This window comes from Amycolatopsis sp. NPDC006131 (genome assembly GCF_040614175.1).
GTDB classification, from domain to species: Bacteria; Actinomycetota; Actinomycetes; order Mycobacteriales; family Pseudonocardiaceae; genus Amycolatopsis_E; species Amycolatopsis_E tucumanensis.
The window spans coordinates 65,047-77,536 of the sequence record NZ_JBEXTX010000015.1; the positions used below are offsets into that span (position 1 = coordinate 65,047).

The 12,490-nt window shown below is 71.6% G+C and carries 12 protein-coding genes; 1 reads left to right on the forward strand and 11 read right to left on the reverse strand.

Annotation, left to right across the window (positions count from 1 at the left end):
- Positions 1–97 precede the first annotated feature (97 nt).
- Both tsf and rpsB read right to left on the reverse strand, forming a co-directional pair.
- Positions 98–925 (reverse strand): translation elongation factor Ts, encoded by an 828-nt coding sequence (gene tsf, locus ABZ215_RS11260; protein WP_017987593.1) that lies wholly within the window; start codon positions 923–925, stop codon positions 98–100.
- 69 nt (positions 926–994) lie between these two features.
- Positions 995–1,816, reverse strand: a complete 822-nt coding sequence (gene rpsB, locus ABZ215_RS11265; RefSeq protein ID WP_017987592.1) for a 30S ribosomal protein S2 — start codon at positions 1,814–1,816, stop codon at positions 995–997.
- A 953-nt stretch (positions 1,817–2,769) separates the two neighbouring features.
- On the opposite strand from rpsB, the gene ABZ215_RS11270 reads away from it, so the two are divergent.
- On the forward strand, positions 2,770–3,216 hold the full coding sequence (locus ABZ215_RS11270) for a M23 family metallopeptidase (protein ID WP_354949417.1): 447 nt from the start codon (positions 2,770–2,772) through the stop codon (positions 3,214–3,216).
- On the opposite strand, the gene ABZ215_RS11275 is transcribed toward ABZ215_RS11270, so the two are convergent.
- From ABZ215_RS11275 to rplS, 9 genes are all read right to left on the reverse strand, one after another.
- Entirely contained in the window at positions 3,213–4,277 is a 1,065-nt protein-coding gene (locus ABZ215_RS11275) for a FliA/WhiG family RNA polymerase sigma factor (RefSeq protein ID WP_354949437.1), read from the reverse strand. The two genes, ABZ215_RS11270 and ABZ215_RS11275, sit on opposite strands and share 4 nt — an antisense overlap.
- A 154-nt stretch (positions 4,278–4,431) precedes the next feature.
- Positions 4,432–5,424 carry a tyrosine recombinase XerC gene (locus ABZ215_RS11280; RefSeq protein WP_354949418.1) on the reverse strand — a complete coding sequence of 331 codons (993 nt, stop codon included), beginning with the start codon at positions 5,422–5,424 and terminating at the stop codon, positions 4,432–4,434.
- A 70-nt stretch (positions 5,425–5,494) separates the two neighbouring features.
- The gene (gene dprA, locus ABZ215_RS11285) at positions 5,495–6,658 is read right to left on the reverse strand and encodes a DNA-processing protein DprA (RefSeq protein ID WP_354949419.1); all 1,164 of its coding nucleotides are present in this window, start codon (positions 6,656–6,658) and stop codon (positions 5,495–5,497) included.
- 412 nt (positions 6,659–7,070) lie between these two features.
- A complete protein-coding gene (locus ABZ215_RS11290; RefSeq protein ID WP_354949420.1) occupies positions 7,071–8,582 on the reverse strand; it encodes a YifB family Mg chelatase-like AAA ATPase in 1,512 nt (503 codons plus the stop codon).
- Complete coding sequence (locus tag ABZ215_RS11295) at positions 8,582–8,956, reverse strand: YraN family protein (RefSeq protein ID WP_354949421.1); 375 nt, start codon at positions 8,954–8,956, stop codon at positions 8,582–8,584. The genes ABZ215_RS11290 and ABZ215_RS11295 overlap by 1 nt, the downstream gene beginning before the upstream one ends.
- Before the next feature lie 927 nt (positions 8,957–9,883).
- Positions 9,884–10,207, reverse strand: a complete 324-nt coding sequence (locus ABZ215_RS11300; protein WP_017987585.1) for a DUF2469 domain-containing protein — start codon at positions 10,205–10,207, stop codon at positions 9,884–9,886.
- A complete protein-coding gene (locus ABZ215_RS11305) occupies positions 10,204–10,983 on the reverse strand; it encodes a ribonuclease HII (protein WP_027931788.1) in 780 nt (259 codons plus the stop codon). The genes ABZ215_RS11300 and ABZ215_RS11305 overlap by 4 nt, the downstream gene beginning before the upstream one ends.
- A gap of 53 nt (positions 10,984–11,036) precedes the next feature.
- Positions 11,037–11,969, reverse strand: a complete 933-nt coding sequence (gene lepB / locus ABZ215_RS11310; RefSeq protein WP_354949422.1) for a signal peptidase I — start codon at positions 11,967–11,969, stop codon at positions 11,037–11,039.
- 31 nt (positions 11,970–12,000) lie between these two features.
- Entirely contained in the window at positions 12,001–12,360 is a 360-nt protein-coding gene (gene rplS, locus ABZ215_RS11315) for a 50S ribosomal protein L19 (protein WP_017987582.1), read from the reverse strand.
- Between the last annotated feature and the right edge of the window lie 130 nt (positions 12,361–12,490).

Here is a 12,490-nt window from a genome sequence, read left to right on the forward strand (position 1 = left end):
TCCGCCCGCTCGGGTGCTCTCGTGGAGCCTGCCTTCGCGAGTGTGCCCCGTCCCCGTGATCACGGAGACGGGGCACCCTCACGTCACTGCCGTCGTGTTACGGCTGGCCGACCTCGAACCGGGCGAACCGGGTCACGGTCACGCCGGCCGCGTCGAGCAGCGCCTTGACGGTCTTCTTGTTGTCGAGGACCGACGGCTGCTCCAGCAGCACGGTGTCCTTGTAGAACGCGTTGACCTTGCCCTCGATGATCTTGGGCAGGGCCTGCTCGGGCTTGCCCTCGGCCCGGGCGGTCTCCTCGGCGATGCGGCGCTCGTTGTCGACCAGGTCGGCGGGCACCTCCTCGCGGGTCAGGTACTTCGGCTTGAGGGCCGCGATCTGCAGCGCCGCGTTGCGGGCCGCCTCGGCGGCGCCGTCGCCCTCGCCGTTGTACTCGACCAGCACGCCGACCGCCGGGGGCAGGTCGGTGCCACGGCGGTGCAGGTACGTCGCGACCTGGCCGTCGAAGGCCACCACGCGGCGCAGGACCAGCTTCTCGCCGATCTTGGCGGCCAGCTCCTGCACGGCGTCGCCGACGGACTTGCCGCCCTCGAGCTCGGCCGCGGCCAGCTTCTCGACGTCGTCGGTCTTCAGCGTCTGCGCGACCTTGACGATCTTGTTGGCGAGCTCCTGGAACTGCTCGTTCTTGGCGACGAAGTCGGTCTCGGAGTTGATCTCGACCAGCACGCCGCCGTCGCCGGCGACGAGGCCCTCGGCGGTGGCGCGCTCGGCGCGCTTGCCGACGTCCTTGGCGCCCTTGATGCGCAGGAACTCAACGGCCTTGTCGAAGTCGCCGCCGCTCTCCTCGAGCGCCTTCTTGCAGTCCATCATGCCGGAGCCGGTGAGCTCGCGGAGACGCTTGACGTCCGCCGCGGTGTAGTTCGCCATCGTGCGGTGTCCGTTCCTCTCGGAAAGTTTGGGGGCCGCGCCGGTCCGGCGCGGCCGTGCCGGAAAGGTTCAGGAGGCGGTGGTCTGCTCGGCCGGGGCCTCGCTGTTCTTCAGCAGGTCCTGCTCCCACTCCGCGAGCGGCTCGTCGGACACGCCCGGCTCGGGCTTGTCCTGGCCCTCGGCGGCGGCGGAGCCGTTGCGGCTGGAGCGGGCCATCAGGCCGGCGGCGGCGGCCTCGGCGACCACCTTGGTGAGCAGCGCGGCCGAGCGGATCGCGTCGTCGTTGCCCGGGATCGGGTAGTCGACCTCGTCCGGGTCGCAGTTGGTGTCCAGGACCGCGACGACCGGGATGTTCAGCTTGCGCGCCTCGCCGACGGCGATGTGCTCCTTCTTGGTGTCCACGATCCAGACGGCGCTGGGCACCTTCTGCATGTCGCGGATACCGCCGAGGGTGCGCTCCAGCTTCTCCTTCTCGCGGGTCAGCGTCAGGATCTCGCGCTTGGTGAGGCCCTGGAAACCGCCGGTCTGCTCCTGGGCCTCGAGCTCCTTGAGGCGCAGCAGCCGCTTGTGGACGGTCTGGAAGTTGGTCAGCATGCCGCCGAGCCAGCGCTGGTTGACGAAGGGCATGCCCACGCGCTGCGCCTCGCGGGCGATCGCCTCCTGGGCCTGCTTCTTCGTGCCGACGAACATGATGGTGCCGCCGTGCGCGACGGTCTCCTTGATGAACTCGTACGCACGGTCGATGTAGCTCAGCGTCTGCTGCAGGTCGATGATGTAGATGCCGTTGCGCTCGGTGAGGATGTAGCGCTTCATCTTCGGGTTCCAGCGGCGGGTCTGGTGCCCGAAGTGCACGCCGGAATCGAGCAGCTGCTTCATGGTGACGACGGCCATGGCCGGATTCGCACCTCTTCTGTGTAGCGCGCGCCCCGCGGGACGCGCTGGCCGGTTTTGTCGCCGTCGGCCGGGTGGCCGGCGACCCTGGTGCAGTGCCGATGCCCGGACCCCGTGGATGACTCCTCGGGGACCGCCGGGCGCCGTGGGTTCCGTGAGCGGGAACGTGCACGTACACGCGAAGTCGACCTGTCGTGACAGGCCGCGCGAACAGTGTACGCCCTGGCGGCGCGGGGTTCACCACGGGCGGCCTGGTGCTCCGGGCTGCTTGGTCCAGGCCGCCGCGGATGGGCTGGTCGGGCGCGGTTGTCCACAGGCGAGGCGGAGTTGTCCACAGATTCTGTCGCCGCCCGATCGTGGAGCCCGATGTGCGCCAGGCTGGGCCGATGATCATGGTGATTCGCCGGTTGGTCGGGTTCGTGCTGGTCAGCGCCGTTGGGTGGCTCTCGGTCCCGGCTGCCGTGGGCGCTGTGGGCGAGGTGCCGTGGAGGCAGGGTGCGGCGGTGGCCGAGTCCTCACACGGACCGGTCATCGCACAGCCAGCGGCGGTGGCTGCAGCCGATCTCCCGCAGGCGCCGGCCACGACCGAGCCACCGGCCGCGGCCGACCCACCCCTCGAACCGGTCCCCGCAAGACCAGCGGCCCTGGCCGCCAACCCACCGGAGGCGCCAGGCACGGCTGCACCAGCCGCTGCGGCCACCACAAGCTCACCGCAGGGCCCGGTAGCGAAGAGGAGACCCACGACCGCCGCAGCCAACTCACCGCAAGGGTCGGCACCCAACGCGCCGGCAGCGACCGGAGCCAGCTCACCGCAGGGGCCGGCAGCGAAGGAGCCGACAGCCGCCGGAGCCAGCTCGCCGCAGGAGCCGGCCGCCAAGGGACCGGCGGCGGTGCCCGGCACATCGATCGGGTCTCCCGGGACGGTCGGGCCTCCCGGGACGGGGACGGCGGCTGTGGCCCGCGCGGTGGCGGACGAGCTGGATCCCCGGTTCGGGTGGCCGTTGTCGCCGAAGCCCGTGGTCGTCCGGCCGTTCCAGGCGCCGTCCGGGCCCTACGGGCCGGGTCACCGCGGCGTGGACCTGGCCGCCACGCCCGGCCAGCAAGTCCTGGCCGCGGGGCCGGGCGTGGTCGTGTTCGCGGGGCTCGTCGCCGGGCGGCCGGTGATCTCGATCGACCACGACGGCGGGTTGCGGACCACCTACGAGCCGGTCGCGCCGTCGGTGCCGGTCGGCACGCAGGTGTGGCGGGGCCAGCCGGTCGGGGTCGTCGAGGCCGGGCATCCGGGCTGCTCGGTCGAGGCCTGCCTGCACTGGGGCGTGCGACGGGGCGAGGAGTACCTGAACCCGCTCCCCCTGGTCCAGACCGGCTCGGCGATCCGACTGAAGCCGTGGACCGGCTAGACCCCGGCCTGTTCCGTGAGCCGAGCCCGCAGCCGGAGGACCGCGCGCGTGTGCAGCTGGCTGACCCGCGACTCGGTGACGCCGAGGACGCGACCGATCTCGGCGAGCGTCAGCCGTTCGAAGTAGTAGAGGCTGACCACGATCCGGTCGCGTTCGGTGAGCTGCGCGATGGCCTCGGCGAGCTGGCGGCGGTTGTCGCGGTCGACGAGGACGGCGACGGGGTCGATGGCGTCGTCGTCGGGGAGCGTGTCGACCAGCGAACCGCTCTCCCGGCCTGCCGCCATGAGGTCCTCGAGCGCGACGACGCTGGTCAGCTGGAGCTGGCTGTAGAGGTCACGCAGCTCGTCGAGGGTGATGCCCAGCTCGGCCGCGACCTCGGTGTCGGTCGGGGTGCGGCGCAGCCGGCCGCCGAGGCGTTCGAGCGCGCGCTCCACTTCGCGGGCGCGGCTGCGCACGACGCGGGGCACCCAGTCCTGCGAGCGCAGGTCGTCGAGGATCGCGCCGCGAATGCGCTGCATCGCGTAGGTCTCGAACCGCAGGCCGCGCTCGGGTTCGAACTTCTCGATGGCGTCGATCAGGCCGAAGATGCCGGACTGGATGAGGTCGCTGACGTCGACGTGCGTGGGCAGCCCGGTGCCGACCCGCCCGGCGACGTACTTGACCAGCGGCGCGTAGTGCAGGACCAGGCGCTCGCGCAGCCGCTGCTCCGGGCGTTCACGGAACTCGCGCCACACCGCCTGGATCGCGGAGTCACCGTCTCCCGCGCTCCGGGCGGAGGACCCACCGGGCTGAGCGGTGCTGGTGCCCGCCGTGCCACCGGCCTGCGCCTCGCTGTCCGCGACCGCGCCAGTGGCCGCAGACGCTTCCGCGCCGCCGGGTGTCCCTGCACCGGCTTGGGAATCGCCGCTCGGGTTGGCCCCGGCCTGGGAATCGCCGCTAGGGTTGGCCCCGGCCTGCGCCTCGGCGTCCGTCGCGAGCGCGCCACTCCGAGGACCGAGGTCCGGGATGGGCGCGCCGGCGGGGTCGCTCCGAAGCCCACTGTCCGGTTCGGACTCGGGCAGCGTCGGGTGTCCGGCCTGCTCGGGGGCAGGGCGGGCAGGGGTAGCTCGCAAATCGGCCGTCACACGGAAACCGTTCTCGGTAGCGGGCTCAGGTCGTTCTCCGGGCTCGTACGGGACGGGCGGTGTCAACGATCCTGCCTGCCGTCCTCCGAGGTCATCGGGATCGGGGGTGGGCTTGGTCATGGATCGCCTTCAACCGCTCGACGGTCACGTGGGTGTAGAGCTGTGTCGTGGCAAGCGTAGCGTGACCGAGTAGCTCCTGAACGCTGCGAAGGTCGGCACCGCCCTCCAGCAGGTGCGTTGCCGCGGTGTGCCGCAGTCCGTGCGGACCCATGTCGGCCGCCGAGGGCACCGCGTCGAGGGCCTCGTGCACCACCCGCCGGACCGTTCTCGGGTCCAGCCGGCCGCCCCGGACGCCGAGGAACAGCGCGGATGCGTGCGGCTTCGCCACCGCACTCGCCACCGCCGGACGGCCGTGGTCCAGCCAGCCGCGCAACGCGCGGTCAGCCGGCGCGCCGAACGGGACCATGCGCTCCTTGCCGCCCTTGCCGAGGACGCGGACGAGCCTGCGGCCGAAGTCCACGTCGTCGACGTCGAGCCCGCACAGCTCGGACACCCGCACACCCGTCGCGTAGAGCAGCTCGAGGACGGCGAGATCACGCAAGGTGACCGGTTCCTGCTGCGCCGCGCCGCTGCCCGCGGCCGTCAGGACGTCCTCGGCCTCGTCCGGCCGCAGCACCGGCGGCAGGGTCCGGTGCACGCGTGGCGCGACCAGCTTCGCACCCGGGTCGTGGTCGAGCGCGCCCTGGCGGCGGGCCCAGGCGGTGAAGGTCCGCGCCGAGGCCGCTCTGCGCGCGAGGGTGGTCCGGCCGGCTCCCCCGTTGCGCTGGTCGGCGAGCCAGGCCCGCAGCGCCCCGATGTCCAAGCCCTTGAGGGCGGCGACGTCCGGCTGCGGCTCCTCACCGTGCAGGAACCCCAGCAGGGACACCACATCCCCGACATACGCGCGCACCGTGTGCGGGGACAGCCCTCGTTCAAGCCCGAGGTGCCGTTCGTAGGCGTCGACCAGCTCGGCGGCGGCGCGCGGCAGGGCGTCCCGGAGGGCGTGCAGGTCCGTTTTGCGGCCCCGAGATTCCCGTGCGGACATGGTTGTTCACGCTGCGCGAAGGGACGCGTGCGGTCAAGCATCGCCACACCGGCGGCAGATGACGATCGCATCACCTCCTCGACCTGCGACGCCAGCCGCTCTCGCAGCGCACGGCGAACTCGTCGAGTTCGAGGGCGGGCAGCAACGCCCGGACCCGGGCGACCGGCACCCCGGATTCGGTGGCGACCTGCTCGGCGGATTTGCCCTCGCGCCGGTCGAGCGCCTCGTGGACGCGCAGGGCGTCCGGCCCGAGACCGTCCGTCGGCCGTTTCGAGCGGACCTTCTCGGGCCGGGGCGTGCCCAGCCGCCCGACGGTTTCGATCACGTCATCGACCGAGGCCACGAGGGTGGCGCCGGACTCGCGGATCAGTTCGTGACAGCCGATCGACAACGCGGAGGTGATCGGCCCGGGCACGGCCATCACGACTTTGCCGAGCGCTCCGGCCGTGGTCGCGGTGTTGCGGGCGCCACTGCGGCGGCCCGCCTCCACGACGATGGTGCCCTCGCTGAGCGCGGCGATGAGGCGGTTGCGGACGAGGAAGCGGTGGCGGGCCGGCGGTGTGCCCGGCGGGTACTCGCTGACGACGAGACCGCCGTGCTCGGCGATCTTGTCGAGCAGGACGACGTGCCCAGCGGGGTATCCGGCGTCGAGACCGCAGCCGAGCAGCGCGACGGTGGTGCCGCCGACGAAGAGGGCTCCGCGGTGCGCCGCGCCATCGACCCCGTAGGCGGCGCCGGAGAAGACCGACACGCCCTGGCCGGCTAACGCGGAGGCGAAGTCGCCGGCGACGTGCTCGCCATACCCGGTGGCAGCTCGCGCGCCGACGATCGCCACGGCCTGCTCGGTGGCCTCGTCGAAGCGGGCTTGGCCGCGCACCCACAACGCGAGCGGCGGGGCGACGCCCTGCACACCACGGCTGGCGGCGAGTTGGAGGGACAGGAGCGGCCAGCCCGGCCACTCGTCGTCCTCCGGGATCAGCAGCCGCATGCCGAGGCGAGCGCCTTCGTCGAGGTCGCGCTGGGCGTGGTCGTGCGTGCGGCGGGCCTCGGTTTCGTCGCGGACGCGGTTGGGACAGTCGCCGGCGCGGATCGCCTCAGCCGCCGCGACGGGTCCGTGCTGAGCGACGAAGTCGACGACGGCGGGTGCCGGCGGCTCGGCGACACGGACCAGGTAGGAGCGGGCAAGGCGCTCTGCGTCGAGCTTGGCGCTGACGGGCTCGGGGGTGGTCGTCATGCGGCCCTCCCCGCGTGGCGTCTCGGTGCGGGAGCAGGGACGAGGCGCGCCACGGCCGGTGCCGGAGCGGTGTAGAGGAATGTCAGAGGTTCTTGCAGCCCTCCGTGGAAGCTGGATGGCGACATGCTCCTGACCAGTGCCGAGGTGGCGCGGCGCGAACGTTGAAGGCTCATGCGGCCCGTCACGGGTGCCGGTGTCAGAACCGGGGTTGTGAGATGAGCCGTGGCAAGCGGTGAGGTCCGAGGGCTAATGCGGCCCTCCCCGAATGCCCGGTACCGAAGCACGGGCGACGACGCGCGCCATGGCCGGTGCCTGAGCGGTGCGGAGGAGTGGCGGAGGCTCGTGCAGCCCTCCGTGTGTGAACTGCCTGCGCCTTGGCCAGGGCCGAGGTTGCGCAGCGAACGTCGAGGGCTCATGCCGCCCTCCGGTCTCGGAACTCCAGCGCGGCGGCGACGTGGTCGGCCTGGGGTTCGTCGGCGTCGGCGAGGTCGGCCAGGGTCCAGGCGATCCGGAGGCACCTGTCGACGCCCCGGGCGGTCACCGTGCCGCGTTCCAGGCTTCGGTTCAGCAGGGCTGTCGTCGTGGGTGGGAGGGCGAACTCGCGGTGCAGGGCGGGGCCGGGGACCTCGGCGTTGGTCTTCCAGCCGTGCTCGCTCCAGCGGGCGGCGGCGCGGTCGCGGGCGGCCAGGACGCGTTTGCGGACCACCTCCGTCGGCTCGGGCTCGCTGCTCTCGTGGCGGCCCATCGCCGTCATCGGGCGGAGCCGGACGCGCAGGTCGACGCGGTCGAGCAGCGGGCCGGACAACCTGCTGAGGTAGCGGCGGCGCTCGGTCGGCGAGCACGTGCAGTCGGTTTCGCGGGGTGGCGCGCACGGGCACGGGTTAGTGGCCATCACGAGCTGGAAGCGCGCCGGGTAGCGGACCGAACCACGGGCGCGGGCGATGCTGACCTCGCCCTCCTCCAGGACCGTGCGCAGGGAGTCCAGCCGCTGCGATCCGAATTCCGCCGCTTCGTCCAGGAAGAGGACCCCGCGGTGGGCGCGGCTGATCAGGCCCGGTGTGGCGATGCCCGCGCCGCCACCGATGAGCGCGGCCTCGGACACCGAGTAATGCGGCGCGACGAACGGCGGGACTTTGATCAGCGGGGACTCGGGTGTCAGTTTGCCGTTGATCGAATGCACGGCGGTGACTTCGAGCGACTCCCCCGGCGAGAGCATGGGCAGGAGTCCGGGCAGTCGCTTGGCGAGCATGGTCTTCCCCACGCCGGGCGGACCGGTGAGGAGGAGGTGGTGCGCGCCCGCGGCAGCCACTTCGAGCGCCCAGCGCGCCTCGGGTTGGCCGACGACGTCCGCCAGATCCAGCCCCTTGGGCGGCTCGCTTTCGGTGGGTGGCTCCGGCCGGGCCAGGGCGTTTTCGCCCTCCAGCCAGGCAAGGACGTCCCGCAGCCTCGCCGCGCCGTAGACCTCGAGGCCGTCGACCAGTGCAGCTTCGAACAGCGTCCCGGACGGCACGATCGCGCGCTTGATCCCCTCCTTGCGGGCCGCGAGCAGGCCGGGCAGGACTCCGCGGACTTCGCGCACCCGGCCGTCGAGCGCCAGCTCGCCCAGCAGGACCGTGCCGAGCAGCCGAGTGGCCGGGACCTTGCCCGCGGACGCGAGGATGGCCACCGCGATCGCGAGGTCGTAGCCAGAACCGAGCTTGGGCAGGTTCGCCGGGAACAGGCCGAGGGTGAGCTTGTCCTCCGGCCAGTGCTGGCCCGAGTTGCGGATGGCCGAGCGGACCCTGTCTTTCGCTTCGCGCAGGCCGGCGTCGGGCAGGCCGATCATCTTGATCCCGGGCAGGCCACCGCCCAGGTCGGCCTCGACCTCGACCAGGCGGCCGTCGAGGCCGACGAGTGCCACCGACCAGGCGCGTCCGAGCGGCATCAGAACGCTCCCGGGATGTGGCGGACGCGGGGTTCGCCGTCGCCATCCGCGTAGACCGCGATGACGTCGAAGCGGACCCGGCACCAGCCGACGCGGTGGATGCTGAGCCACTGCCCGGCGAGGCGCCGGATGCGGGCGACCTTGTCCTCGGTGACCGCCTCCGCGGGATCGCCGAAGCTCTCCCGGGTGCGGGTCTTGACCTCGCAGATGACCAGGGTGCGGCCGTTGGTGGCGATGAGGTCGAGCTCGCCCTGGCGGCAGCGCCAGTTCCTGGCCAGCACGACGAAGCCGAGCTTCTGCAGGTGGCGCGCGGCGATGTCCTCGCCCCAACGGCCGAGTGTCAGGTGGCGGGCGGGTCTGGCCGCGGTGGTCATGGCTGGTCCCCCAAGGTCGGTGGTCGTTCACTGCCTTCGACGGTGCCATGACCTGCGGTTTCGTCGACAGAGCGAATTGCCAGGCCTGTGGACAAGTGGGGTGATGTGGACAAACCGCGGTGGGGTGCGGCTCGGTGGGGCGGAAATGTCGGACCCGGGTGGTAGGGGCGGCGGGCGGGAGATGAGCTGGGGTTGGAGGCGCGCGGGCGGCCGGGAGCCCAGGTGAAGGCGGGAAAGGGCCGGGCAGCGGTCGGGATTCGGGTCGAGATGGGAAACGGGCCTCGCAGCGCCCGGAGTGGGGGCAGAAGCAGAGTCGAGAGGTGGGTGGCGCCGGGGGAACGGCTGATGGGGCGTGCCAGGTGGCGGACGGCCGTGTGGCGCGCCGGGAGGCCGACGGCCAGTAGGTCGCGCCGGCAGGCAGACCCCCGGTGGGTGGCGCCGGGGGAACGGCTGATGGGGCGCGCCGGGAGGCGGAAGGCCGGTAGGTCGCGCCGGGAGGCGGGCCCCCGGTAGGTGGCGCCAGGGGCAGACGGGCGCTGGGTGGCGCCCGGGGCGGACGGCTGTTCGGGCGCGTAGGGGGCAGACAGCCGCTGGGTGACGCCGGGAGGCAGACGGCCGGTGGCTCGCGCCAGGAGGCAGACGCCAGGTAGACGACGACAGGGGCAGACAGCCGCTGGGTGATGCCGGGAGGCGGGCGGCCGGTGGGTGGCGCCGGGAACGGACGGCTGGGGGTCGCACCAGGAGGCAGACCGGTGGGTGGCGCCGGGGACGGACGGCTGGGGGTCGCGCCAGGAGGCGGACGGCCGCTGGGGGCGCCAGGGGTCAGGCCCGGGTAGGTGGCGAAAGGGGCAGACGGCCGGTGAGGTGCGGCGGTCAAAAGAAAAGGGACGTCCCCGCTGGGGGACGTCCCTCGTCGAGCTTGGGGTGTCAGCTGGAGAACGGGCCCTCTTCGGGGAGCCTCAGCTCTGGCTTTTCCAGCTCCTCCACGTTCACGTCCTTGAACGTGATCACGCGGACGTTCTTGACGAACCGGGCCGGGCGGTACATGTCCCACACCCACGCGTCGGACATGCGGACCTCGAAGTAGACGTCTCCCCCGCTGTCCCTGACCTGCACGTCCACCGCGTTGGCCAGGTAGAACCGCCGCTCGGTCTCCACCACGTACGAGAACTGGCTGACGATGTCGCGGTACTCGCGGTACAGCGACAGCTCCATCTCGGTCTCGTACTTCTCGAGATCCTCTGCGCTCATGAAATCCGCGCCCCTCCTCGCGAGTTCGACCGGTCTCCGGCGGCGGAACTCCCATTCTGAACCACGGTGCCCTCCAGAGCACGTACCGGAGCATCGGACTGCCCCAATGCAGCAGCGGTGAGCATGACCTTCCGCGGTGGTCGCAGACCGTGGGCGGCGGCCGCCGCTGCCACATTGGTGTACGACCACCGGTGTACCTCACACGGCCCGTGTTCGACGAGCGCCGCGCCGTGGTCCGCGGTCGTGTACCCCTTGTGCACATCGAATCCGTACATCGGGTACTCCAGGTGCGTCTCGGCCATGATCCGGTCCCGCGTCACCTTGGCCAGCACCGACGCGGCCGCCACGCACGCGACCGCCCGGTCCCCCTTGATCACCGGCACGCTCGGCGCCGGCAGACCCGGCACCTTGAAACCGTCCGTCAGCACGTACCCGGGGCACTCCCGCAACCCCGCCACCGCCCGGCGCATGCCCTCGATGTTCGTGACATGAATGCCGAGCTGATCCACCTCTTCGGGCGAAATGACGACGATCGAGTAGTCCAGGGCGCGCACCAGGAGCCGCTCGTAGACCCGCTCCCTGGCCAGCGCGGTGAGCAGCTTCGAGTCGTTCAGCTCCGCCAGCCGGGCGGCGTCCCCCGGCCGGAGTACGCATGACGCGACCACCAGCGGACCCGCGCAGGCCCCGCGACCCGCCTCGTCGACCCCGGCCACCGGGCCGAGACCACGCCGGTCGAGCGCCGACTGCAGACCCCACGCCGTCTCACCCCGGACGATCGCCCTGGGCGGGCGGAAGGAGGCCAGAACCGCCGAAGACCTACCCAACCTGGTTACCGCTTTCGCTCGGCCGCCTCGCGCACCTTCGAGCCCAGTCGCCGTCCGCCCCACACCGCGGGCCACGCGGCGACGACCCCGAACCCGAGCGGAACGCCTTCCTGCCACGCCGGAGCGCTCATGCCGAGCGCGGCCGGCTGCGCGGCGGCCTGCGGGTTGTGGTCGCTGACCCCGCCCCACCGGCTGGGTGGCAACACGATGATGCGTGCCTTGCCGATGATGTTGTCCACCGGGACGGCACCGCGGACCCCGCCGCCGCCCTGGCAGCGCGAGTCGCACGAGTCGTTGCGGTTGTCGCCCATCACCCAGACGTAGCCGTCCGGCACCGTCACCGGATCGAACGGCTCCTGCCGCTGGTTGTCCGGATTCTGCCAGTGGATGTAGGGCTCGTCGAGGGCCTTGCCGTCGACGACGACCCGGTTCTGGGCGTCACAGCACTCGACGGTCTGGCCACCGGTCGCGATGATCCGCTTGACGAAGTCGCGCTCGTCCGGCGGCGCCAGCCCGAACACCGAGCCGATGTTCTGGAAGAACCGCACGACCGCGTTACCCGACCGCTCGGTCGCGACCTCGTTCTCCACCCACGGCTCCGGGCCCTTGAACACCACGACATCACCCGGTTCGGGGTCGGTGAAGTCGTAGGTGATCTTGTCGACGAGGACCTTGTCGCCGTAGCACCCGGTGCACCCGTGGAGCGTGGTCTCCATCGACCCCGAAGGAATCGTGTAGACCCGCGCCAGGAATTGCTGGAACACGAATGCCAGCGCCAGCGCGACGACGATCAGAATCGGGAGTTCGACCCAGAACGAGCGCTGTTTCTTGGGTTTACGGCGGCGCCGTTTCCCATTTGCGCCGGCATCGGCACTCTCGTCCGGTTCCGGGCGTTCGGGCTCGTCCTCAGCGGCGCTGGAGGGCACAGGTTCGACCACTTCGCCAGGCTATCGGAGAACGTCCGATCCCTCAGGACGCGGTCGGAGCCTCGCGGCGCTCCTTGATCTTGGCGGCCTTGCCGCGCAGCTCGCGCAGGTAGTACAGCTTGGCGCGACGCACGTCACCGCGCTTGTGCACCTCGATCTTCGCGATGTTCGGGCTGTGCACCGGGAAAGTGCGCTCCACGCCGACACCGAACGAAACCTTGCGCACGGTGAAGGTCTCGCGAATACCGCCACCCTGGCGGCGGATCACGACGCCCTGGAAAACCTGAACACGCTCACGGTTTCCCTCGATGACGCGAACGTGCACCTTCAGCGTGTCACCCGGGCGGAAGTTCGGGATGTCGGAACGCAGCGACTGAGCGTCCAGGGCGTCCAGGGTGTTCATCGGGAGTCCGTCCTCGTCCTTCGTCTGTCTGGCAGTCATCCGAGCACGCGCACGCTCACTCACGGCAGGCGACCCGGGGGCTTGTGGCAGGCACGCACCACTGGCACGGCCAACCTGTCAAGTATTGCAG